Genomic DNA, 25013 nt, shown 5'->3' with positions numbered 1-25013 from the left:
CTTCGGTTTTCAGTAGAATTGAATTATTTTTTATCTTCTTAATAGAAAATAAAAAATGAATTAATAATTTTAACTTCTTTAAATTTAAGAGAATTAATTGATAAGTTAAACTTGGAAAGGTAAGTTTTCTTGATATAAATATTATATACATCATTTAATTGTACTTACTTTAAGAGTGAGTGATCTTGTTTTTAATTTATTTGGAATAATATAAAAGCAACAGTCTGTTTAGATATGGTTTTTATTTGTTTAATTCTGACAAATTTTATATTTTTAATATTTATTGCTTAATGGTAAATAAATAGCGACGTTTAAACATCGCTATTCAGATTAAACCGAAAATGAATCAAGCGATATCAGCACGTTATGACACCATTAATTCACTGATGAGCATAAAAGGGCGATTAATACGCTTCCCTGATTGTTGATTAAAGAAATGAAGATTTTCTGGGTGAATGGTAAGACCTATTTTATTGCCAACTTTCACACCATGATCGTTTGGTGCACGAATAACGAGAGGTTGTTTCTGTTTATCGCAAGTAGTGGCATAAATCAAAACATCTGCACCAAGTGCTTCAATAAATTCCACATCAACATGAAAAAGAGGATGTTGATGGCTAATAATCAAATGTTCAGGACGTAAACCCAATTTAATAGCTTGATAAGAAAAATGCTGAGATGAAACGGCAATATGCCCATCAGCGACTTCAATCACACCATGATTAATCGGAGTATCTAAGATATTCATTGCTGGCGAGCCCATAAACGTAGCTACAAACACGGAGGCTGGGCTTTCATAAATATCTAACGGTGTGCCTACTTGCTCTATATTTCCTTGATTTAAAACCACCAGCTTATCGGCTAATGTCATCGCTTCCACTTGATCGTGTGTTACATAAATAGAGGTTGTGGAGAGTTTTCGCTGTAATTTTTTGATCTCCAGACGCATCTGCACCCGTAATTTAGCATCAAGGTTAGAAAGAGGTTCATCAAATAAAAAGACTTTAGGATCACGAACGATGGCTCTTCCCATTGCGACACGTTGGCGTTGCCCACCTGAAAGCTCTTTAGGTTTTCTATTAAGCAAATGGCTAATTTCTAGCATTTGGGCGGCATTGGTAACGAGTTCTTCAATTTTTGCTTTGGGTGTTTTTCGATTACGTAAACCATATGCCATATTGTTATAGACCGACATATGAGGGTAAAGAGCATAGTTTTGAAACACCATGGCGATATCACGTTCACTAGGTTCATGCTCATTAACCCGTAAATTATCAATAAATAAATCACCTTGTGTAATGGTTTCTAACCCTGCAATCATTCGCAGTAAAGTCGATTTACCACAACCACTTGGACCGACTAACACCACCATTTCACCTTGCTCAATAGAAAGATTTAATTTTGAAATAGCTTGGTGACCATTTGGATAACACTTTTCTAAATTTGTGAGAGTGACGGTTGTCATGTTATTTCTCCGTATCAATAAAGCCTTTTACAAAGGCTCTTTGCATCAAAATGACAATAAGGACGGGAGGCAACATTGCAATTAACGTGGTTGCCATGATCTTATTCCACTCAACAACACCATCAGAAACCGCAACCATCTGTTTAATGCCCATGACAATGGTGTAGTAGTGAGTATCGGTTGTGATCAACATCGGCCAAAGATATTGGTTCCAGCCATAAATAAAAGTGATAACAAATAAGGCGGCAATATTGGTGCGAGAAAGAGGAAGTAAGATAGTGAAAAAGAATTTAATAGGGCCTGCTCCATCAATTTTAGCGGCTTCAATTAATTCAGGAGTGATAGTAAGAAAAAATTGGCGGAATAAAAAAGTGGCTGTGGCGCTGGCAATTAATGGAATGGTTAAACCTGCATAAGAGTTCAACATATTGAGATTAGTGACAACCTCAAATGTAGGCATAATGCGAACTTCAACAGGTAGCATTAACGTAAAAAAGATAGTCCAAAAGGCGAGCATTCTCCCCGGAAAACGAAAAAAAACGACGGCGTATGCCGATAAAATCGAGATTGTTAATTTCCCTATGGTGATAACTAACGCCATAATCAATGAATTCAATAACATGCTGTTAATTGAGATGGCGCTATTTTGTGTGGTTCCTGCCTGTGAAAATATCGATTTAAAAATATTAAAGCCTTCAGTGCCGAACCAAAGAGGAGAGCCAGTAGCAAATTCGGTATTTTGATGTGTTGTTGCCACAAGTGCAATCCAGACAGGGAATGCAACAGAGAGAATGCCGACAATAAGAACAAAGTGGCAAAAAGCATGAAATAAAGGTCTATGTTCAACCATCAGTAAGCCACCTTTTTCTCAACATAGCGAAATTGAATAATGGTTAAGATCGCGACAATAAACATCAAAATAACGGATTGTGCGGCAGAAGAGCCTAAATCTAATCCCACAAAACCATCGTTATAAACCTTATAAACCAGTGTTGATGTGCTACTTCCGGGACCACCTTGCGTCATCGCGTGAATAATGGCGAAAGTATCAAAGAAGGCATAAGCAAAATTAACCACGAGTAAGAAAAAGGTGGTAGGAGAAATTAAAGGAAAACTGATCGTTATAAAGCGCTTAATCGGACCACTACCATCGATAGCCGCCGCTTCTAAAAGCGATTTAGGTACAGATTGTAAGGCGGCGAGAAAAAACAGAAAGTTATAACTCACTTGTTTCCATGTTGCCGTTAAAATCACCATCCACATAGCATGATGTGTATTAAGTACAGGGTCCCAATTAATGCCTATTTTCTTTAATTGTTGGCTTAATACGCCAATCGTGGGATCAAGCATAAATAACCAAAGAAAGCCTGCAATAACTGGCGCAATGGCATAGGGTGAAATTAAAATGGTGCGATAAAAAAGTTTACCTCGCAAAATTTGTTCGGCAATGCCAGCCAAAACCAGCGCTGATAACATAGATAAAAATACAACGCTGGTACTGAAAATAAGCGTCGTGATCAAACTATCAAAATAATAACGATTGCTAAAAAGTCGCTGAAAATTTTCAAAGCCAACAAATTCTCGACTCAATCCAAATGCATCTTCTAATTGAAATGACTGAAAAAAAGCTTGCCCAGCTGGCCAAATAAAAAAGATAAGTGTGATAGCTAATTGAGGAAAAATCAGCGCTAGAGGTAACCATTTTTGTTTGAAATAAATGGATTGAGAAGCCATACAATATCCAGTAAATCGATAAAAATAGAAGGCGAGCTATTTTGCTCGCCTAATACAAGTGACTATTGTTGAGTACGTTCAAAACGGCGTAACTGCTCATTTCCTCGTGTAACCGCATTATCTAACGCAACTTGAGCACTCTGTTTTCCTGACCACACTTTCTCTAACTCTTCATCAACGATTTCTCGAGTTTGTAGGAAATTACCAAAGCGTAATCCTTTTGAGTTTGCAGTAGGCTCTGAGGTTGTCATTTGTAATATTGCAGTGTCAGCTCCCGGATTTTGCTGATAAAAACCCTGTTGCTGTGTTAACGCATAAGCCGCTTTAGTGACTGGCAAATAACCCGTTGCTTGGTGCCAATCGGCTTGAACTTCAGGACTTGAAAGATAGGTGAAAAATTTGGCAACACCGTTATATTCGGCATCTGGTCGCCCAGACATAACCCATAATGATGCCCCGCCAATAATGGTATTTGCTGGTTTTTGTACAAGAGTATCGTCGTAAGGCAATTGGCTAACGCCAATATCAAGACCTTTCATGTTCTCTTTAATACCCGCAAAGCCCGCGGATGATTCCATCACCATGGCACACTCTTGGGTATAAAATAGAGGCATTGCATCTGATTGGCGTCCGCCATATTTGAAAATACCGGATTTCGACCAATCTGCCATTTGTTGAATATGAGCGACGAAAGGTGCCTTATTAAATAAGAAGGTGGTATCAAAACCATCGAAACCGTTATTTTTTGTCGCTATAGGTAAATTATTGCGTGCGCCAAAGTTTTCGATTTGTGTCCACGATTGCCATGTAGTGGTAAATCCACATTTAACACCAGAATCGAGCAGTTTTTGAGACACGGTTTCCATCTCTTTCCATGTCTTTGGTGGTTGTTCTATGCCTGCTTTTTTAAAGAGTGTTTTGTTGTAGTAAAGCACCGGAGTCGAACTATTAAATGGCAACGACATCATTTTGCCGTCGCTGGTGGTGTAATAACCCGTGACAGTTGATAAATAACTATTAGGATCAAAAGGCTCGTTAGTTTTTTCCATTAATTGATAAACAGGAAAAACAGCTTTTTTAGCCCCCATCATACTGGCTGTACCCACTTCAAATACTTGCACGATAGCGGGTTGATTTTTAGCGCGAAATGAAGCCACAGCACTGGTCATCGTTTCAGCGTAAGTGCCTTTATAAACAGGTTTTATCTCATATTCAGATTGACTGGCGTTAAAATCAGAGGCGATTTGATTGACTTTCTGACCAAGCGCGCCTCCCATTGCATGCCACCATTCAATTTGTGTTTTTGCGTGTGTAGGAGAAGTAAATAACGCCATCGCAACAGCAAGACCTGTTATTGATTTTATCGACATGCAGAATTTCCTTTTTAATCGAAAGTTAAAGGTGCAATCTAATCTGTGAATTACCCTAGATGTTATTTATGACAAATGGGTGACAATTAAATGAAGATATATTGATGGCATGACTGTCAAATTGCTGTCATAAATGGTTGTCATGATGTCGGCACAAATGAAAAGGAGAGAGAAATGAAGATAGCTGCTCACCGAGGTTTTTCTGGAAAAGCCCCTGAAAATACACTGGCTGCGTTTAAAATGGCGATTGATTTCGGATGCGAATGGATTGAAACGGATGTGCAATTAACCGCGGATCATGTTCCTGTGCTTATTCATGATAAAACAGTTAATCGTTGCACGAATGGGCAAGGTGCTGTGCGTTTTCATACCTTAGACGATTTACATCGCCTTGATGCAGGAAGTTGGTTTAGTTCACTTTATCAAGGTGAGAAAATTCCTTCTTTAAGACAAGGATTGCAGCTCATTAAGCGTTCAGGAACAAAGCTTAATATTGAGCTGAAAACGTGGCCCGATGATGATGTTGAGCGTTTATGTTTAGCGGTTTCTGACATGATAAAAAGTGCAGATATTCCGAATGAGCAAATTCTATTTTCTTCTTTTGATACACATGCTCTTATCGTTATGAAACGATATTTGCCTTTTATTCGTAGAGGGCAATTATGGGATGAGATCCCTGATAATGCGCTAGAAACGCTAAAAGCAATTGATGGTTTTAGCGTGCATTGTAATTACAAGTACCTTACGCAAGAACAAGCGCAATGGTTAAAACAAGCAGGCTATGAAATTTATTGTTATACCCCGAATGATCCTGAAGAGGTGAAAGATTTTGAGCAATGGGGTGTTGATATGCTAATTACTGATATGCCTGATGTTTATCAACCGGATGTTTATCAAATAGCAAAATGAAAAAGTACTAACTATCCCGCTTATTTGTACTGAATAAGGCGTTATTGATGTGTTTGATGACGCCTCTCATCTCCTTTCTTCCTTATTCCATTTACAGAAATTAAATAAGAGGATCGTTGAGTAATAGGTGTTTTATTTACATTCTCTGCTATTATCCTGCGCAATTAATGAATAGATATTGTTCAACATAATAATGTTTATCTCATTAAAAATAAAAATGGGGAAAATGGTTAGCGAATATGGCGACCTTATCAACCCAACCTCTAAGAGTAGAGGCGTGTTATTTCTACTTTAATTGCCAATAATATAATTGAGAGTGAAATATGAAAGAACTCGTTGTTGTTGCCATAGGAGGCAACAGTATTATTAAAGACAATGCTAGCCAGTCTATCGCTCATCAAGAACAAGCAGTACAAGAGGTTGCAGCCCATATTAGTGATATGGTGGCTGAAGGGTATAATATTGTTTTAACACATGGTAATGGGCCACAAGTAGGGCTTGATTTACGTCGCGCTGAAGTGGCGCATGTGCAAGAAGGTTTACCGTTAACACCATTAGCTAATTGTGTTGCAGATACACAAGGCGGTATTGGTTATTTAATACAACAAGCGTTAACGAATAAGCTTCGTGTTCAACATAATAAACAAGCAATCACCCTTATTACACAAGTTGAAGTCGATAAAAACGATCCAAATTTTGTTTCTCCAACAAAACCTATTGGTGCATTTTTCTCAGAACAAGAGATGGTGCAATTAAAGCAAGAAAATCCTCAATGGCATTTTGTTGAAGACTCAGGTCGTGGTTATCGCCGTGTTGTTGCCTCTCCAATTCCACAACATGTTATTGAATCTAAAGCAATTAAATCACTATCAGAATGTGGCTATGTTGTGATTGCGGTAGGCGGTGGCGGTATTCCAGTTATCAAAAATGAACATGGCAATTACCAAAGTGTTGATGCAGTTATTGATAAAGATCTGTCATCGACATTGCTCGCAAAAGAATTACATGCAGATATTCTTATCATCACAACGGGTGTTGAAAAAGTCTGTATTCATTTCGGTAAACCAGAACAAAAAGCATTAGGTGAAACGTCGGTTGAAGAAATGACACAATATATGCATGAAGGGCATTTCCCTCCGGGCAGCATGCTTCCTAAAATTGAAGCTAGTCTCTCATTTTTAGCTGCTGGTGGAAAAAGAGTGATTATCACAACGCCAGAAAAATTGGCTTCAGCCTTAAAAGGTGAAACTGGAACGCATATCGTTGCTTAATTATCTCCATCAGTAATATTCGATTATCTCTTTAATAAGCGCCTTATCTGTAAAAAGTAAGGCGCTTATTTTATATGAGTCTTAAATATAGGGCGTTATTGCGTAGGATGATTTGCGGGATAGGCTTTCGCATAATGACGAGGATTTAATCGTGCAAATAATCCTATAGTCACAATTACTAAAATGGCATGAAATGCCCATGCATAAGTAAAACTTCCATCAGGCTGGCGTAATAGCACTGCAATTAATGGGCCGAAAGCAGCAATAATAAAGCCACCGCCTTGCATTAATGCTGACAGAGCACCAGCTTGTGCTGGATCAGGAATATGATCGAGAGCGACAATCATCATCATGGAAAAACATCCCCCCAAACCACAGCCTAAGAAAATACTCCAAAGATAAGGGGCACTCATCGGAATAGTCATGATTGCGCCGAAACCGATAAATTGGCTTATTAATGTTATCGTAAGCCAAAAACGCCTGTCGTGATTTTTAGCTGCTAAGAAAGGAATAATTAAAGCGGCAGAAGCTTGGAAAAGAGAAAGAATAGCGACAAGTGAGCCACTTTGGGCGCTTGGCATTCCTAAAGATTGGTAGAATGGCGCTAACCATGTCACAACAGAGGCATAACCTGCATTAACGCAACCAAATCCTAAGATAAGCAATCCTGTTCTAGGACGCCAAATTAAGGCATTTAGTGATATTTTATTTGCAGATGAGGCACTGTTTTGAATTGAAAAAAGAATAGCGATAAAAGCAAAGCCTGCGGGGAGAGCAAACCACGCTAAAGCGCTTTGCCAATGTCCATAATTCGCAGTAAGAAGAGGGGATAATTGTGCCCCAAGTGCGCCTCCGCCCATTAGCATAGCGGAATATAAACCCATCATGATAGGCGTTCGATTTCCAAACCACCCTTTAATAATGCCGGGAAATACTGCTTGAATATAGGCGACGCTTAAACCACAAAAGAGCGCTGTCAGTAATAGTTGATTGCCATCAGAAACATAAGCTCGAGAAAAAGAGCCCATCAGAAGCATTAGCATTGCGACTAAAAGCCCTTTACGTACTTGAATATAAGGCTGTAAGAAGGGAACAATTAATGCGCCTATTCCCATTAAAAGCATGGGTAATAGTGTAAGTAATGAGACTTGGCTATAACTCATTCCTGTTGAAGCAATAATATTGTCAATAACAGGACCGGGACCGGTTAAGAAAGGGCGTAAATTTATCCCAACTAAAATAATAGTGAGGACAATCTGCCATGTTTTTTTTCTTGGTAAGGCAGTCATTGTAATTCCCTGATAAACATAAATATTGTCTATTGTATAGACAATATCTGTATAAACAAATGGCTATATTAATAATTTAGGTTTTATTTACTGCGATTGAATGTGGGCTAGATGCATTGTTAGGAACATTAACTCAGAATATTGGTAGCGTATTTAATCGAAGATAAAGAGGCTCAATCATAAAATAAGGCAATGCACAGATTTAAAATATGTGCACTGCCTTAATAAGAAAACGAGAAAATAACGATAGTTATGAAAGACAGCTAAATTCACGAATAAGTTGCGCTATTTTTTCTGCGCCTTTATTCGATTGAGTCAGTGTAATGGTATAAATTTCATTATTTTTATCAGTAATAACAATCTCTTTAGAAATTTTTCCTTTTACAATTACATTCTCAATATCATCATAAGGAAGGTAAAAGGAGTCATATAATTTACTTAAAACGCAGTAAACGCCATCTTCAGTTAAGACAACGCCGTGATCACCTTTACCAAAAACCGTTTCATCAAAATAGTAACGAATATCATTTTTATTGAATAAAGGCTCACCCAACACATTCATGGCTTTTTGAAAGAAGTGGGTGATTTTTTTATTATCTAAATCACTATGATGATAAAAATGCTGGTCTTTATTAGTTTCAAATTCAGTGACTTTAGCAAGAGACATATAGGTCACTTCAGGTAACTCTGGTGATGTGGTGTTTTGCTGTTTAGGTGTGAGATTGCCTGCAACAGATGCAGTCATCGCGCCAGCCCCCGGCAATATCGAGGTTGTGGTAGTGGTAATTGTTCTGGAGACTTCACGAGTGTAATTACTGACAATAGTGTCACCACGTACATAGCCTGAGACGTTTTGGGTAACTCGGATAGGTGATGTCGTTGTGCTGATCACGGTTCTAAAGGCTGAACGTACCGCAGAAACAATGGTGATAATTAATATGGCGATAAGAGGCGCAGAGATCCACATTAATGAAAGTTTAAAGAGTTGGTCTTTGGTTGATGAAGCTTGTTTTTTTAATCGATTATTGTAGTTAAATGCGACAACAACATAAATAAGCCCCGCGATTATACGAGGAATATAATTAACTTCATGGCGAGTTGCTAAGAAATCAATTAAGGGATAAGCCAAGCAAGCATAGAGAATGATGCTAAAAACAGCTTCAGGGAAAAGACTTTTTATACTGTCTACTGCTTTAGCAATATTATAGATTATCCAGCCAATCAGGATAATCGGGCCAATAAAAGGAATAATGCTGGCAATAATAATGATCAAAAAGCCTTTTAATATTCCCCATACTATCTCTGATGCATGACCTTCAGAAATAAGAAAATAGATAAAATAGGCAGCAGACGAAAACATGATAATAGGTAGAGTAATAAATGAAAACTCTGGCGCGATAAAGCTAGGTGCCCCTATTAATAGCATGATATAAAAACAGATATTTTTTGATTCATTATTGGAATAGTCAATTTCTGAATTGCTAGACATTATAGTACCTAAGGGGAGGATAATAATGGCAAAGATAATACATGATATTGGCTTTTAATAGATACTGTTTAATTACGTATTTTTTAAACCATGATTTAAGTAATAAATATCTGATATAAATAAAATATAATTTTTATTATTTGAAAATTATAGGTGATAAATATTTTAATAACATAACAGAGATAAAATGTGAGTCATGACTTTATATCACTGATTATTCTCTGTATATCTTATAAAAGATAATGCTAATTATAACTAATTGATAAAGATAAACATTGCCTGTTATTAAAGGAATGTTTATCTAAATAGAATATTGATGCCAGTGTTAGACATAGGTGATTCTACGGTTGAGGTTCACCTATATAACTCAATTTCCATTGCTGAATTTGGCTTTTAGGGTTAATTAATGTGAATTCATAGTGTTCAAAATGAGAAAGCACTTTTTTAAATTCAACCGTCGCTTTATCTAAATCCCATGTTTTAGGGAAATAAAAACCATCAAAAGAAATATTTTCTAATCTTGCGATAAATTGATGGATAAACTCATCAAATCCACCATAAGTTAGTGCGATTTTTCCACTCCAATTAATGTGATAAGTGTTATTTTGTTGACGCTGGAAGTGAATTTGATGATTTTTACACTCATCATGTCCTAATAAATAAATACTGAATGCGGAGATTTCTGTTGGCTCATCCTCATCCTCAGAATGATTTATTTGTGGTGCAGTATCAACATTAAATTGGTGCGTGATAAAATTGTCAAAATCAAAAGGAACTTCGCCTGTACTCAGTAAAATACCTTTTTCATCTGACCAAAATGTTGAAGAGAGAGTGCAACGATGATAATTATCCCAGACAATCCTAGATTGCCAATCAACAAGGCTGGTATATTCTTCCTCATCATCTAGCTCATCTTCATCTATATCATCAGGATAATCCTTACCTTCACTTAAATAGTAGCTGGCACTTCTAAGATGCAGATCAAACCAAAGTTGGCCATGTTTATCTAATCGCCCAGACCAGACAAATTCTTCAATGTTATGAGGTTTAGGGTAAGCGCTATCAATAAATGTAATGGTATGTGAAGGTGTTGTCATGATTATCGTCTTGTTGGTATCGGATTTTTATCACGTATCTAGAGTGATAGAAATTAGCGAAGTTATGATAAAAATAAGGTAAAGATAAAATACCATAAATTGAGCGATAAAATGGAAATCAAATCAGAGAGGATAGAATGTTAACAACATTAAATCAGTGGCTACCAATACCTTTATGTCCGATAGAACGAGGAGAAGATAAGGAATGGCTGCTTATTGATAATCGATACACCTTTCCTCAAGACTATATTGAATTTGTCACGCAATATGGTTCAGGGCACATAGCCAACTTTATTACGTTATTTAATCCATTTAGTGAGAATGAATATCTTAATTTCTTTCAGCAAAAAGAGGCAATCCTTAAGGATTTTGATTCGTTAATACAGGCTGATCCTGATTATTATACTTTTCATCTGTACCCTAAAGATAATGGACTTTTGCCTATTGGAGTGACAGATAATGGAGATACTCTGTTTTGGGTTGTTTCATCCAATGATAGCAGTTTATGGACAATAGCAATTATTCCATCCAGAGCCTCTGAAGTAGAATTTATTGCAGAAAATCTGACAGGGTTTTTAGAAGGAGTGCTATCAAAACGAATCCGTTGTCAGTCATTTCCAGCAGGGTTTCCATCAGAGAATATAACGTTTATTTCAAACAGTTGATGGGTTATTTGCCTATGGGTAATTGAGTTACTAGGTATGTTGTGGCAAGCCCAGTAAGGATGGAGATGCTAAAGCTAATAAGTGTACCCAACATAACATATTCTGTTAGTTTTTTATCTTGGTCATTTTGTAACTCACCAAATCTAAATATAGATTTGGCTGCTAGTAAAAAACCAATTGCTGCAAATTGGTTTAAAAGAATGAAAGTTAAAATAAGCATTCTTTCCAAATAACCAATAGTAACTTTATAGAGAAAGTATGAAAAATAAGCAACAAAAAAGCCTTTTCTGGAAAACCAGAAAAGGCTTTTTATAAAAATAGACTTAACTGACTAGGATCAGTTCATGCCGTATTTTTTCAGTTTCTTACGCAGTGTGCCGCGGTTAATGCCCATCATTTGCGCTGCACGCGTTTGGTTGCCACGGGTGTACTGCATTACCATGTCCAACAATGGCTGTTCAACTTCAGCCAATACTAGCTCATATAAGTCATTAACATCTTGACCGTTTAATTGAGCAAAATAGTTCTTCAGTGCTTGTTTAACTGAGTCACGTAAAGGTTTTTGGGTCACCTGATCTTGTGAATTTACGGTGGCAACTGTTAGTACGTCTGAATTTACGCGTTGTTCGAACATAGTTCTGTCAGCTCTTTTATTTATTTACGCAAAAAATTTTCGAAATATGCTTCCAACGCCTCCAGCTGTTCGCTGGCATCCTCTATGGCGTTGAAGGAGCGCCGAAACTGGTCATCAGGGGCATGTTCCTTGAGATACCAAGAGACATGCTTGCGTGCAATGCGAGTTCCTTTGCCTTGACCGTAAAAGTCGTGCAACTCACGCACATGCTTTTGCATTATTTGTTGTACCTCTGCAACCGGCAGAGGGGGCAACAGTTCACCTGTGTCCAGATAGTGCTGGATTTCCCGAAAGATCCAGGGTCTTCCCTGAGCAGCGCGACCGATCATCAAAGCATCGGCTCCAGTGTAGTCTAATACTGCTCTGGCTTTTAGCGGGTCTGTTATGTCTCCATTCGCAATAATGGGAATAGAAACACTCTGCTTAACTGTCCGAATGCTGTCGTATTCGGCTTCCCCTTTGAACAAACACTCGCGTGTACGCCCATGAATAGTAAGAGCCTGAATACCACAACGTTCAGCCAATTTGGCAATCTCTACACAGTTACGTTCATCAGGTGACCAGCCAGTACGGATCTTGAGAGTAACAGGAACATCTACCGCGTTAACCACAGCAGAGAGGATCTCTGCGACAAGGTCGGGATGACGAAGTAGTGCTGAACCGGCTAGCTTTTTATTCACCTTTTTTGCAGGGCAACCCATGTTAATGTCGATAATTTGAGCGCCACTATCTGCGTTTATTTTCGCAGCTGCCGCCATATCAACGGGATCACTTCCTGCAATTTGTACGGAGCGGATCCCCAATTCATCACTATGTACCATTCGTAACCGAGACTTGTCTGTCTGCCAAACCTGAGGGTTGGAAGAAAGCATTTCAGAAACTGTCATACCCGCACCCATATCATAGCAAAGCGACCGAAAAGGTCGGTCTGTAACGCCAGCCATGGGAGCCGCGATAAGGCAATTTTTTAACTGATACTGTCCGATTCGCATAGATGAAAAGAGGGCCAAACTGTGACTGCAAGGGCGCGTATATTACGCATTTTTTGCCAGATATGAAAGGACAAAGTTTAACCAAATTGCGAAAAAAAGTTACTTTTTTACACTTGATTTTTTATAAATTCATTATTTAATCAATAAAAACATAATGTTATGTATTTTTAAAAAATTAAAAATTGATGATATAGAATTGATAAACAAGTGAAACTAAGTAGAGTTTATCAGGCAAAAATGTGATTAATGCCTGATAAACAATAATTAAGTGAAATTTTAACGCAATGAGATCATCTCATTTTGGTTAATATTTGTTCAGTGTTATTTTTTCACACCGGTAATACGACACCACTCTTCTTTTTCAGCAACAGGATCTAAGTTAAATAATCCTTCATAGGCGGCTGCTACACCTTCTGCTTGTGTCGCCAACACACCTGAAAGACCCAGATGTCCACCTTGGCGAGGCAGTGTGCTGATAACAGGTGCTAGTTCACGTAATGGACCCGCTAAAATATTGGCGACTACAACATCAGCACTGAGGTTATCAGGCTGGTCTTTTGCAAGATACAGTGTGAGCGCGTCAGAAACACCATTACGCTGTGCATTATCACGACTTGCTTGGATAGCTTGAGGATCGATATCAATACCAATCGCTTTTGCTGCACCCAGTTTTAATGCCGCAATAGCTAAAATGCCAGAGCCACAACCGAAGTCGATAACCGTTTTACCCACTAAATCTAAACCATCAAGCCACTGAAGGCATAATGAGGTGGTAGGGTGGGTACCTGTACCAAATGCAAGACCAGGGTCTAGCATGACGTTAACAGCGTTAGGATCAGGTACTTCACGCCAGCTTGGGCAAATCCATAAACGCTCGCCAAAACGCATTGGGTGGAAGTTATCCATCCATTCACGTTCCCAATCTTTATCTTCGAGTTGTTCAATTTTGTGCAGGAAACCTTGACCGAGTAATGGCGTATTTTCTAACATCGCCACAACGATTTTCATGTCAGTTTCTGCATCATATAAACCGATAACGTCAGTATCCCCCCAAAGACGAGTTTCACCCGGTAAAGGTTCAAAAATAGGGGTATCGTGACTATCTTGGAAAGTCACTGAAACGGCACCGCTTTCAACCAATTCATCACCAATAGCTTCTGCATTAGCGGCGGTTGCATTAAGTCTTAATTGTATCCAAGGCATAATTAGTCTCTTTAAAAACGAATTCACTGTAATGATGCTGATTGGGGCAGAGTATGCTCTCCAAATCGATTAGCCACAAGAAACGCAACTAAGCTCAATAACAGTGATGGAACAATGGGGTGGAATCCAGCTATCTGGATATTAAATGTCGCAAGGGTGGCATAGAGTGTGGCACCAGTGATCATGCCCGCAATCGCGCCATAACGGTTGGCTTTTTCCCAATAAAGCCCAAGAACTAAAGGCCATAAGAAAACCGCTTGTAAGCCACCAAAAGCCAGTAAGTTAAGCCAAATAATCATTGATGGTGGGTTCCATGCTGCAAACAGCAGTAACACGCCTAAAATCAAGGTCGAAAGGCTCGATAAACGAGAGATACGTTTCTCATTTGTGATCGCATGTGGGACGATATTGAGATAGAGATCTTTGACCAACGTTGCTGACGATTGTAACAGCTGCGCATTAATCGTTGACATAATGGCAGCCATAGGTGCCGCAAGAAAAATACCTGCTGCAATAGGCGGTAATACTTCAACCATCAGTGTTGGAATAACCTGATCAGGAACAGTCAGATCAGGAATGATCGCCCGACCTAATGCGCCAGCAAAGTGCATACCAAACATCAATAATGACATCACAATGGTGCCAATGATGATCCCTTTATGCATGGCTTTACTGTCTTTGTAAGAGATGCAACGCACCGCAGTATGTGGCAAGCCGATAACACCAAAACAGACCAGTACCCAAAATGAAGCCATAAATGGACCACTTAAAATACCATCTGCCCCTTGTGAGGATGTTAATGCAGGATCGATAGCATTGAGTTTTTGTATTGCAACATCTAATCCGCCTGCTTTATAGATAATGGCAAACAAGAGAATAAATGTCCCAAGTAGCATGACAAGGCCTTGTAAGGCATCGTTTAACACGCTGGCTCTAAATCCACCAATTGCAGTGTACAGTGCAATAGAGATCCCAAAGATCAGTAAGCCGAATTCATAGGGAATGCCTGCCGCGGTTTCTAATAAACGCGCTCCACCAATAAATTGCACTGTCATCGCGCCGACAAAAGCGACTAACAGGCTTAAACTGGCAAACCAGACCAGAAAACGGCTTTTGTAACGCGCATAAAGCATATCGTTTAAGGTAACAGCATTATAACGGCGCGCTAAAATGGCAAATTTTTTCCCTAAAACACCCAGAGAGAGCCAAATAGCGGGAAGTTGGATCATCGAAAGTAATACCCAACCAATACCGTATTTATAGGCAGCACCCGGTCCGCCAATAAAGGAGCTGGCGCTGACATAAGTGGCAGTGATAGTCATGGCTAGCACGAAGCCACCCATTGAGCGGTTACCAAGAAAATATTCGTTAAGAAACTCGCCTTTTTCGCGCTTACGATAAGCATAAGCCGATAGCAGAAAGACCAGAAGAAGGTAGCCAATCAGTGGCACTATGACCTCAGTTTGCATCGTCATGCTCATCTCCTAACGGCATATCTTTGAAAAAGTAGCGCACCATCAGATAGCACAACAGAAAAAACAAAACAGGTAGGAATAAGCATGAAAGCTCAAACCAAAGAGGTAAACCAGTAATGCCCAGTGTGTTATCAGGTAAATAGGCGGTCATTAACCAACCTAACAAATACATAAAAGTTAAAATTAGGGCCCAAAGGGCTTCTTTGTGGGCCTGAACAAAACGTTTGTCCATCTGTTCTCCCAATCTTAATAGGGTTAAAAATGAATGGGAGGATTGTACGGGAAAGTGAGTATTGATTCAGTGAAAATTAATCACAAAGTCATAAGGGAGTATTAAAAATAGATTATCTTATTGTTTTAAAAGGATTAGTGATGGGTTTCTATTTAATGGAATAATAAAAATAGAGATGAAATTTTATATTATTCAACCAATAAACTGTTGAAATAATCGCCACAAATAGGGTGTTTAAGATAATGGAAATAGGAGAAAAGAAGAACAGACACTGAAATAAATTAATCAAAAGTGGTGCTCTTCTTTGTTTTACTCATCTCATAAATTAAAAATTAAAGTGCATTCTTTATTCTTTCTAAGCCCTCTTTGATAATGGCGCGAGGACAAGCAAGGTTAATACGAATATAGTTATCGCCATTACTTACAAACATATTTCCACCTTCTAATAAAATGCCTGTTTTATTAGCAAAATAGAGTGAAAGTTGTTGGTTATCGACATCTTCAGGTAAATAATCTGCCAAATTAATCCATGCTAAATAGGTTGAATCAGGTATTTTAAAGTTTGCTTTTGGAAAATGAGTCTGAGTAAATTCTTGTACTAATTTAAAGTTATCATCGAGATAGTTTCTTAGCTCTTTTAACCATTCATCACATTGAGAATAAGCCGCTTTTGTTGCAACTAAACTTAATGGTGAAATAAAGTCATCATAAAGACGAAGCCACTCTTTTTTTACTTCTGCATCTTTAATAAAAATATGAGACATCAGATTACCTGCAAGATTAAATGTCTTGCTTGGAGCCATGCAGGTAACAATTTTCTCATAATGAGGAAAGAGTTTAGCGATAGGGGTGTGCATCACACCGTTACGTAATAAATCACAATGTATTTCATCTGATATCATCCAAATATCATTTTCAATACAGAGTTTCCCCATCTTAATTAGCTCTTCTTCAGTCCATACTTTACCGGTTGGATTTTGAGGATTACATAAAATAAAGAGCTTAATATTAAGTGAGTTATCTTTAATTTTGCGTTCCATATCGGCAAAATCAACAGCGTAATCACCGTCTTTATCTAATAAATCAGAGTAGATCACTTGGCGAGAGTTATAATCTCCCGCTTGTTTAAAGGGTGTATAAGAAGGTGTTTGAATAAGAATACTTTCATCTTCTTTTATTAATAAAGGCACTAGACGATTTAGTGCAGGAATAATACCCGGTGATAATACGATTTCATGCGGATCAATTTCCCAATCATAATGTCTTTGGCACCAATCTTTAAATATTTGGTAATACTCGTCATCATACACTTTGGTATAACCTAATATTTTTCTATCAAGGCGCGCTTTAATGGCATCAAGCACTTCAGGTGGAGTAGAGAAATCCATATCTGCAACCCACATTCTAATAAACTCATTATCAGCGAAGGCAAATTGAGCGTCTTTCTCTGCTTTAAAAATATACTGACGCCAACCATCATAATTTAAAGCATCGGTATCTTTTCTATCTATAATTTCATCAAAGTTATATTTCATGGTTAAGCCTTTAATACATCTAATTTAATTAAATAAATTTTAAGAAAGGAGAAATACAAAGCAGGATGCCCGTAAAAATAATTAAATACAGTGATCCACCTTTATAGCGGTGCAATGAAGGTACTTTGTAAACTAAATAAGCGGGAATAAGACAACCTACAATCCCGAAAATAGGGCTACATATTGAAGTGAACATCAATACTGGAAGATTAAGAACAATAGCTCCCCACGCAATAACGACAGTGAAAATGACAATACAGAGCGAGAGGACTTTCTGATTGATTTTTTCTGCAGGAATAATACGAGTAAGAGCATTCATGACTAAGCCTTGTACTGCTTCTTTAAAGCCAAGATAGACTCCAAAGAATGCGGTCATTAATGCAAATATATTGAGTGCCACACCAACGGGAGTCACGTATTTAGCCGCATCACCTTCAATAAATTGTGCCGCGATCGCTAGTGCAGAAATATTCTGCTCATAGGCTTTAACTGCTTCATCATGTCCAATGGCAAAAGTAAAAGAAATGGCATAGAAGAAGACAACACAAAATAGTGTACCAAAAGAGATATTCATGGCTCTTAAGGCTTTGTAGCGAGCGACTTCAATCGACTTATTTTTAGCACGATAAGAAATTACCATTGGGCTAAGGGATTGAATAAAGAGTATAGAAGTGAGTGTAAAAGGTAGGGTAATAATCGCGTTTTTAATTAATAAGCTAAAAGGCGGGAAGGTATCGATATTTTTCGACAGATCCCACATGCTGATCATCATGACACCCAGCGCAAACACAACCAATAATTTAGATAACACCATAAAGCTTGAGATTTTAAATAACAGCTCTTCGCTTCGCGATGCAATTAATACGAGAAATGAGATAAGAATTAGGCCATAGAATGGATTTTCTGACAGTAATCCTTCTGTGACACCAAAGGTGTGTAGATAAGAGGCAGTATCATTGGTAAGTGCAGTCGGATAAGCAAAAATCCATATCACCAACATTAAGAAATAAAGTAAACCTAAAAACATTCCCCAGTTTTTACCAAGATAGCCTTCGATAACACTTGGGTAGTCTTTACATTCTTTAGAGTCGGCAAGGGTATTGATAAACAGGCGTTGAAAGAGGTACATGGCAGGGTAACCAATAATAGAAGAGAGTAAAAATACCCATAACCCAATTAAGCCAACTTGTACGGGTAAAAAAACAATACCTGCACCAATTGCCATACCGATACTGATAATAATCCACCCCATATCGGTATTATCAAATCGAGTTAATTTTTTCCATTCTTCTTTTGAGAGAGAGGCCCTATCAACTTTTTGTTCTAATAAGGTCATACATGTAATCCCATGTGAAAGTAAAATTTATAGTATTTGTTTTGTTAAGTTTATTTTTGGAACATGATTTCTAATCATTTTGTATTAGCTGAATAACGATACTTCGAGGATGATTTTAGCAATTAGTGTGATTAATTATTTCTTCATATTGGAAGCAATACAGACTTATTTATTAATAAAATTCGCTAAAATTGAGCTATAAATTAATTATCTTTGATAAAAACGTTATTTTGATTAATGTCACAGAGGTGCAAATAGGATGGATCTTGACAAAACGGATATGGGGATACTTAAGTTGTTACAAGAAGAAGGGCGATTAAATAATGCGGAAATTGCTAAGCGTGTTTTTTTATCCCCACCGGCTTGCTGGAAGCGACTTAAGGCATTAGAAAAGGGAGTGATAAAGAATTATCGAGCAATAATTGAACCTAAGCATTTAGGGTTTAATTTTTATGCATTTATGAATATCACGTTAGATCTGCATTCTGAAGATAATATGGCGCATTTTGAACAAGAAATAATGAAAATTGATAATGTGATTTCTTGTCATAATATCTCAGGACGATATGACTATATACTGCAACTGGTCGTTAAAGATATGGAAGATTTTCATAACGTTTCAATGATGAAAGTGCGCGCCATTGGCAATATTAAAGAGATGAACACCAGTTTTAGTATTCGAGAAATAAAACCTTTTAAAGGGTTTCCAATTAAATAAATACTCATCAGAAAATCTGCAATAAAAAAGGCATAGTGAATAAACTATGCCTTTTCTTGTTAAGCGAGAACGATTATTTCTCAGCTAAACCTAAACGTTTTTCAAGGTAGTGAATGTTTGTACCACCTTTTTGGAAATTCTCATCATTCATAATGAACTGGTGCAGTTCAATATTGGTTTTAATACCATCAATGATAAGTTCCGCCAACGCATTTTTCATGCGAGAGATCGCGATTTCGCGTGTTTCACCGTAAGTGATCAATTTACCAATCATTGAATCATAGTGAGGTGGAACAGTATAACCAGCGTAAATATGCGATTCCCAACGTACACCAAATCCACCTGGTGAGTGGAAGCGAGTGATTGTACCCGGGCTTGGCATGAAGGTTTTTGGATCTTCTGCGTTGATACGACATTCAATTGCATGACCATGAACGTTAACTTGATCTTGCGTTACTGATAAAGGTAAGCCAGATGCAATGCGTAACTGTTCTTTGATTAAGTCGATGCCAGTGATCATTTCTGTTACTGGATGTTCAACCTGAATACGGGTGTTCATCTCAATAAAGTAGAATTCACCATTTTCATACAGGAATTCGAATGTACCTGCACCACGATAGCCGATTTCAATACATGCGTTCGCACAGCGTTCGCCGATATTTTTACGGATCTCAGGGGTAATACCCGGTGCTGGTGCTTCTTCAACCACTTTTTGGTGACGACGTTGCATTGAGCAATCACGTTCAGCCAAATAGATTGCATTACCTTGACCATCAGCCATAACTTGAATTTCAACATGGCGTGGGTTTTCAAGGTATTTTTCCATGTATACCATGTCGTTGCTAAATGCCGCTTTTGCTTCCGCACGCGTCATTGTAATGGATTGTTCTAGATCTTTTTCAGAACGAACAACTCGCATACCGCGTCCACCACCGCCACCAGAGGCTTTGATGATAACTGGGTAGCCAATACGTTTAGCAATTTCAATATTTTTCGCAGTATCGTTACCTAAAGGACCGTCTGATCCTGGTACACAAGGAACACCTGCTTTTTTCATCGCTTCAATAGCAGAAACTTTGTCACCCATTAGGCGGATGGTTTCAGCTTTCGGACCGATAAAAATAAAGCCTGAGCGTTCAACTTGCTCTGCGAAATCAGCATTTTCAGACAGGAAACCGTATCCTGGATGAATGGCTTGTGCACCACTGATCTCAGCCGCTGCAATAATTGCAGGGATATTTAGGTAACTTTTTGCTGAAGCAGCGGGACCAATACAGATAGTCTCGTCTGCCAGCAGAACGTGTTTTAAATCACGGTCTGCCGTGGAGTGAACAGCGACTGCTTTAATCCCAAGCTCTTTACATGCTCTTAGGATACGCAGTGCTATCTCACCACGGTTGGCAATGAGGATTTTTTCTAGCATGGACCTGCCTCGTTATTCGATAACAAAGAGTGGAGCGTCAAACTCAACGTTGTCGCCGTCTTGGCAAAGGATAGATTTAACAACACCCGCTTTGTCAGATTCAATCTGGTTCATCATTTTCATTGCTTCAACGATGCACAGAGTATCGCCTACATTGACTTGCTGACCGACTTCAACAAATTTCTTAGCTTCAGGGCTTGGTGAGCGGTAGAACGTTCCGACCATTGGTGAACGAACAACATGACCGCTGATTTCTTGCGCTGGTGTAGCTGCTGGTGTTTCTGGCGCTACAGGCGCAACTGCATTTGCTAATGCAGGTTGAGGTGCCACTGGTGCCGCAAAATATTGCTGAGGAGCCATTTGACCCTGAAGACCAGAGTTACGACTAATACGTACTGACTCTTCACCTTCAGAGATTTCCAGTTCAGAAATGCCAGACTCTTCGACTAGCTCGATCAGTTTTTTAATTTTACGAATATCCATGAGTTGATTCCGTACTCTTTTTGATGTTTTTTATTAAGACAAGCGGCTGACCGCTGCCTGTAAAGCAAACCGATAACCTTCTGCACCTAATCCACAGATTACGCCTGTTGCGATATCAGAGAGATATGAATGGTGACGGAAAGGCTCCCGACTGTAGACATTGGACAGGTGAATTTCAATAAATGGAATATTCACCCCTAATAATGCATCACGCAGTGCAACACTGGTATGCGTGAAAGCTGCAGGGTTGATTAATATATAATCGACATTACCCCGAGCTGCATGAATTTTATTTATCAGCTCAAATTCAGCGTTAGACTGAAAATGACTGAGTTTCACATTTAATGCCTGAGCATCTGCTGACAAACTTTGAACGATATCATCCAGAGTTAAGTGTCCGTAAGTTTCCGGCTCTCTTGTTCCAAGCAGGTTTAGATTCGGACCATTCAGGAGCAAAATATGAAAATTTTCCGACATTATGCTTCTATCTCCGTCAATTCGTCAACGAAATGACAAAATAACCTGTGCTTTTCGTTTTGTCATCTTTTATTGTATCCAATGCTACGATACATATCACAAAGTCCGACATTATAGACATTTCACAGAAGATAACAGCAAAATACTGGTCTAATCAGGGAATGAAGGGTTTATTTTGATGAAAAGTTAAAAGTTTTTACAAGATTGTAAACGCGAGAAAGCAAAATAAACAGGTGTCTAAAAAATAATCATAACACTACGTTATTTATTGATGTCACTGGAAATCTGAGCTTCTTTGAGACTAGTCATCAATATATATCATAAATGTGATCTACATCACAATTCAATATCACTTTCACACACAAAGAAGCTTATTCTGGCACTAAATAAGGTGAGTTAATGCCAGAAATAAGCAGATAAAAACCGAAAATTAGAGCTTTACTAAGGTTCGACCTGTTACCTGATTATCCATAATCATTTGGGCATAACGAGGAACCTCATCAAGCGTAATTTCTGTTGTCGCTTGTTGATAGAACGTTTCTGGCAGTAATTTTAATAAACGTTGCCAAACTTGAGCGCGTTTTTCTGCTGGAAAATAAACAGAATCGACACCTTGTAAGCGAACATTACGTAAAATAAAAGGCATGACTGTCGTTGGTAAAGAGAAACCACCTGCTAATCCACAAGCCGCTACGGTTCCGTTATAGTTTGTTTGTGACAGAATATTGGCAAGAATTTGCCCACCTACGGTATCAATTGCACCCGCCCAGCGTTGTTTATCTAAAGCTCTACCAGCAGGTTCAAACTCTTCACGAGTGATAATATTTTTGGCACCGAGTTTGCGTAAATAATCATGGTTACTTGCTCTGCCACTTAATGCGGTAACTTGGTAGCCTAATGCCGTTAGTAAACTAATAGCGGTACTTCCGACACCACCACTGGCTCCTGTGACTAAAATATCACCGCTTTCAGGAGTGATACCGCCTTGTTCTAATGCCATTACACAAAGCATGGCAGTAAAACCGGCAGTCCCAATTGTCATGGCATTTTTTAAAGAGAGCCCTTCTGGCACTACAGTTAGCCAATCACCTTTTACCCCCGCTTTTTGTGCAAGACCACCCCAGTGGTTTTCACCTACACCCCAGCCAGTTAATAAAACATGTTGACCAATATGGAAGCGAGGATCTTCGGTGTGATGAACAACACCAGAAAAATCAATACCCGGCACCATTGGGAATTGGCGCAGGATTTTTCCTTTACCTGTGATCGCGAGTCCATCTTTATAGTTAAGCGTTGAGTAATGGATGTCGATAATAACCTCATGAATAGGCAGTGTTTTCTCATCAACACTTTGTACGCTGGCACTGAGTTTGTTGTCATTTTGTTCTACTAATAATGCTTTCATCTTGACCCCTCATCGATTTCTATTTGTGTCATGATAGGTGATTTTTTAGATCTCGTCGTGATTGTGCACAATATCTATTGTAATAATGAGACAAATAATCCTTTTTTAGTGTATAAACGGGGGTTCTACGTTTATTGGTGCAGAGATTATTCTGAGTTTTATATCTTGGTTATTAGATAACACCGTTAATGGTTTACGATTGGATAAAAATTAGCATTTCTCTTTATTGCTCGAAATAAAGATAATGTGTTGCCTTAGAAGTATTCGAGGTGGGTACTCTGGTTGTTATCTCAGTCAAATTCTGCCGGTGAAACACCATTTAATATCAATAGAGTGATTGTGCTTATTCAAATGAATAAATTTTATTTGAACTTGCAACGAGACTTTTGAGTCACAGTTTGGCAACGAAGTGAGATTTTTCTTTATTGATGTGAACGTTGTTTGTATTGTTACATAACTTAAATATGAACAGCGTAGGATCGAAATTATGCGTTAATCGTTCTAATTAGCCCATTTTTATGCAGTTTTTTTCTGCTCCAATTGGGAAAAGTAACGTAGAATATTGTGCCTTTATGATTATTTACGTGTCCACTTTAATTTAAGTAGTGAATCGCGCCTTGTCGCTGCTTATTGTGGTTGATAGAGTAGACGGATTTTTCCGTCCCGGCTTGCAGGATTATCCTTTCGTATGTTTAAAAAATTTCGTGGCATGTTTTCCAACGATTTGTCTATTGACTTGGGTACCGCCAATACCCTTATTTATGTCAAAGGACAGGGTATTGTTCTCGATGAACCCTCCGTTGTCGCTATTCGTCAAGATCGCGCTGGCACATCAAAAAGTGTTGCAGCTGTAGGGCATGAAGCCAAACAGATGTTAGGGCGTACACCTGGGAATATCGCTGCTATCCGTCCAATGAAAGACGGTGTGATTGCTGATTTTTATGTAACCGAAAAAATGCTTCAGCACTTCATAAAACAGGTTCATAACAATAGCTTTATGCGTCCAAGCCCTCGTGTATTAGTCTGTGTACCAGTAGGGGCAACTCAAGTAGAACGCAGAGCTATCCGTGAATCAGCATTAAGTGCAGGTGCTCGCGAGGTGTTCTTAATTGAAGAACCTATGTCTGCGGCAATCGGTGCAGGTTTACCTGTTTCTGAAGCAACAGGCTCAATGGTGGTTGATATTGGTGGTGGTACAACAGAAGTTGCCGTGATCTCATTAAACGGTGTCGTTTACTCTTCTTCTGTTCGTATCGGCGGTGACCGTTTTGATGAAGCTATCATTAACTATGTGCGTCGTAACTACGGCTCACTGATTGGTGAAGCAACCGCAGAACGTATCAAACACGATATCGGTTCAGCTTACCCTTCTGATGAAGTCAATGAGATTGAAGTTCGTGGTCGTAACCTTGCAGAAGGTGTACCTCGTAGCTTTACATTAAACTCTAATGAAATTCTTGAAGCCTTACAGGAACCATTAACAGGTATTGTAAGTGCAGTCATGGTTGCATTAGAACAATGCCCGCCAGAGTTGGCTTCTGATATTTCAGAGCGCGGCATGGTATTAACCGGTGGTGGTGCGTTATTACGTAACCTAGACCGTTTATTAATGGAAGAAACAGGTATTCCGGTGATTGTGGCTGAAGATCCACTGACTTGTGTTGCACGTGGTGGTGGTAAAGCATTAGAAATGATCGATATGCACGGTGGCGATCTGTTTAGCGAAGATTGAGATTAATTCTAACAAGGGAGAATGGATTCCCCCTTGGTGAGAATATTAACACCTGTTCTTTTACTTCTCCGTGTGAGTG

At 38.6% G+C, this 25013-nt stretch carries 23 protein-coding genes and 1 pseudogene; 5 read left to right on the top strand and 19 right to left on the bottom strand.

The window, feature by feature from the left end:
* Window positions 1–364: 364 nt before the first annotated feature.
* From ugpC to ugpB, 4 genes are all read right to left on the bottom strand, one after another.
* Window positions 365–1465 carry a sn-glycerol-3-phosphate ABC transporter ATP-binding protein UgpC gene (gene ugpC / locus ABN236_RS06335; RefSeq protein ID WP_349473595.1) on the bottom strand — a complete coding sequence of 367 codons (1101 nt, stop codon included), beginning with the start codon at window positions 1463–1465 and terminating at the stop codon, window positions 365–367.
* Between the two features lies 1 nt (window position 1466).
* Entirely contained in the window at window positions 1467–2315 is an 849-nt protein-coding gene (gene ugpE / locus ABN236_RS06330; RefSeq protein WP_088493838.1) for a sn-glycerol-3-phosphate ABC transporter permease UgpE, read from the bottom strand.
* Complete coding sequence (ugpA, locus tag ABN236_RS06325) at window positions 2315–3199, bottom strand: sn-glycerol-3-phosphate ABC transporter permease UgpA (protein WP_088493837.1); 885 nt, start codon at window positions 3197–3199, stop codon at window positions 2315–2317. Before ugpA ends, ugpE begins: the two co-directional genes overlap by 1 nt.
* A gap of 62 nt (window positions 3200–3261) precedes the next feature.
* The gene (ugpB, locus tag ABN236_RS06320) at window positions 3262–4569 is read right to left on the bottom strand and encodes a sn-glycerol-3-phosphate ABC transporter substrate-binding protein UgpB (protein ID WP_194951762.1); all 1308 of its coding nucleotides are present in this window, start codon (window positions 4567–4569) and stop codon (window positions 3262–3264) included.
* 174 nt (window positions 4570–4743) lie between these two features.
* Here ugpB and ABN236_RS06315 point away from each other — a divergent pair, with 174 nt between their 5' ends.
* Together ABN236_RS06315 and ABN236_RS06310 are read left to right on the top strand one after the other, a co-directional pair.
* The gene (locus tag ABN236_RS06315) at window positions 4744–5478 is read left to right on the top strand and encodes a glycerophosphodiester phosphodiesterase family protein (RefSeq protein WP_088493835.1); all 735 of its coding nucleotides are present in this window, start codon (window positions 4744–4746) and stop codon (window positions 5476–5478) included.
* Window positions 5479–5801: 323 nt separating this feature from the next.
* Window positions 5802–6749, top strand: coding sequence for a carbamate kinase family protein (locus ABN236_RS06310; protein ID WP_349473594.1), 948 nt, complete (start codon window positions 5802–5804; stop codon window positions 6747–6749).
* 95 nt (window positions 6750–6844) lie between these two features.
* Here the strand turns inward: ABN236_RS06310 and ABN236_RS06305 are convergent, their stop codons facing one another.
* The 3 genes from ABN236_RS06305 to ABN236_RS06295 all read right to left on the bottom strand — a co-directional run bounded on the left by ABN236_RS06305 (window position 6845) and on the right by ABN236_RS06295 (window position 10624).
* Window positions 6845–8038 (bottom strand): cyanate transporter, encoded by a 1194-nt coding sequence (locus tag ABN236_RS06305; RefSeq protein WP_088493833.1) that lies wholly within the window; start codon window positions 8036–8038, stop codon window positions 6845–6847.
* Window positions 8039–8288: 250 nt separating this feature from the next.
* Window positions 8289–9527, bottom strand: a complete 1239-nt coding sequence (locus ABN236_RS06300) for a hypothetical protein (RefSeq protein WP_194951766.1) — start codon at window positions 9525–9527, stop codon at window positions 8289–8291.
* 341 nt (window positions 9528–9868) lie between these two features.
* Window positions 9869–10624: a hypothetical protein gene (locus ABN236_RS06295; RefSeq protein ID WP_349473593.1), complete on the bottom strand. Its 756-nt coding sequence runs from the start codon at window positions 10622–10624 to the stop codon at window positions 9869–9871.
* Window positions 10625–10761: 137 nt separating this feature from the next.
* Here ABN236_RS06295 and ABN236_RS06290 point away from each other — a divergent pair, with 137 nt between their 5' ends.
* Window positions 10762–11289, top strand: a complete 528-nt coding sequence (locus tag ABN236_RS06290; RefSeq protein WP_349473592.1) for an SMI1/KNR4 family protein — start codon at window positions 10762–10764, stop codon at window positions 11287–11289.
* A 4-nt stretch (window positions 11290–11293) separates the two neighbouring features.
* Here ABN236_RS06290 and ABN236_RS06285 read toward each other — a convergent pair.
* The 8 genes and pseudogenes from ABN236_RS06285 to ABN236_RS06250 form a co-directional block, all read right to left on the bottom strand.
* Window positions 11294–11527: pseudogene (locus ABN236_RS06285) on the bottom strand (DUF3307 domain-containing protein); the annotation flags it as partial.
* A 99-nt stretch (window positions 11528–11626) separates the two neighbouring features.
* Complete coding sequence (gene fis, locus ABN236_RS06280) at window positions 11627–11923, bottom strand: DNA-binding transcriptional regulator Fis (RefSeq protein WP_004245342.1); 297 nt, start codon at window positions 11921–11923, stop codon at window positions 11627–11629.
* A gap of 20 nt (window positions 11924–11943) precedes the next feature.
* On the bottom strand, window positions 11944–12915 hold the full coding sequence (dusB, locus tag ABN236_RS06275; protein ID WP_349473591.1) for a tRNA dihydrouridine synthase DusB: 972 nt from the start codon (window positions 12913–12915) through the stop codon (window positions 11944–11946).
* Window positions 12916–13236: 321 nt separating this feature from the next.
* The gene (prmA, locus tag ABN236_RS06270; RefSeq protein ID WP_088493827.1) at window positions 13237–14118 is read right to left on the bottom strand and encodes a 50S ribosomal protein L11 methyltransferase; all 882 of its coding nucleotides are present in this window, start codon (window positions 14116–14118) and stop codon (window positions 13237–13239) included.
* Between the two features lie 23 nt (window positions 14119–14141).
* Window positions 14142–15587, bottom strand: a complete 1446-nt coding sequence (gene panF / locus ABN236_RS06265) for a sodium/pantothenate symporter (protein ID WP_088495964.1) — start codon at window positions 15585–15587, stop codon at window positions 14142–14144.
* Window positions 15577–15825, bottom strand: a complete 249-nt coding sequence (locus ABN236_RS06260; protein ID WP_088493826.1) for a YhdT family protein — start codon at window positions 15823–15825, stop codon at window positions 15577–15579. The genes panF and ABN236_RS06260 overlap by 11 nt, the downstream gene beginning before the upstream one ends.
* A gap of 332 nt (window positions 15826–16157) precedes the next feature.
* Complete coding sequence (locus ABN236_RS06255; protein WP_349473590.1) at window positions 16158–17360, bottom strand: MalY/PatB family protein; 1203 nt, start codon at window positions 17358–17360, stop codon at window positions 16158–16160.
* Between the two features lie 28 nt (window positions 17361–17388).
* Window positions 17389–18612, bottom strand: a complete 1224-nt coding sequence (locus ABN236_RS06250; RefSeq protein ID WP_370992967.1) for an aromatic amino acid transport family protein — start codon at window positions 18610–18612, stop codon at window positions 17389–17391.
* Between the two features lie 343 nt (window positions 18613–18955).
* On the opposite strand from ABN236_RS06250, the gene ABN236_RS06245 reads away from it, so the two are divergent.
* A complete protein-coding gene (locus ABN236_RS06245) occupies window positions 18956–19414 on the top strand; it encodes an Lrp/AsnC family transcriptional regulator (protein ID WP_088493823.1) in 459 nt (152 codons plus the stop codon).
* A gap of 73 nt (window positions 19415–19487) precedes the next feature.
* Here the strand turns inward: ABN236_RS06245 and accC are convergent, their stop codons facing one another.
* From accC to acuI, 4 genes are all read right to left on the bottom strand, one after another.
* Complete coding sequence (gene accC / locus ABN236_RS06240) at window positions 19488–20837, bottom strand: acetyl-CoA carboxylase biotin carboxylase subunit (RefSeq protein WP_088493822.1); 1350 nt, start codon at window positions 20835–20837, stop codon at window positions 19488–19490.
* 12 nt (window positions 20838–20849) lie between these two features.
* Window positions 20850–21320: an acetyl-CoA carboxylase biotin carboxyl carrier protein gene (accB, locus tag ABN236_RS06235; RefSeq protein ID WP_075671489.1), complete on the bottom strand. Its 471-nt coding sequence runs from the start codon at window positions 21318–21320 to the stop codon at window positions 20850–20852.
* Between the two features lie 33 nt (window positions 21321–21353).
* Window positions 21354–21797 (bottom strand): type II 3-dehydroquinate dehydratase, encoded by a 444-nt coding sequence (gene aroQ / locus ABN236_RS06230; RefSeq protein WP_006535378.1) that lies wholly within the window; start codon window positions 21795–21797, stop codon window positions 21354–21356.
* Between the two features lie 430 nt (window positions 21798–22227).
* Window positions 22228–23202, bottom strand: a complete 975-nt coding sequence (gene acuI, locus ABN236_RS06225; protein WP_349473589.1) for an acrylyl-CoA reductase (NADPH) — start codon at window positions 23200–23202, stop codon at window positions 22228–22230.
* Between the two features lie 688 nt (window positions 23203–23890).
* Between acuI and mreB the strand changes: the two genes are divergently transcribed.
* Window positions 23891–24934, top strand: a complete 1044-nt coding sequence (gene mreB / locus ABN236_RS06220; RefSeq protein ID WP_023582893.1) for a rod shape-determining protein MreB — start codon at window positions 23891–23893, stop codon at window positions 24932–24934.
* Window positions 24935–25013: the final 79 nt, after the last annotated feature.

Source organism: Proteus sp. fly-1013, from assembly GCF_040140245.1.
Taxonomy (GTDB): Bacteria; Pseudomonadota; Gammaproteobacteria; order Enterobacterales; family Enterobacteriaceae; genus Proteus; species Proteus mirabilis_B.
The sequence above is the reverse complement of the archived record's forward strand: the minus strand, read 5'-3'. Positions and strand labels throughout refer to the sequence as shown.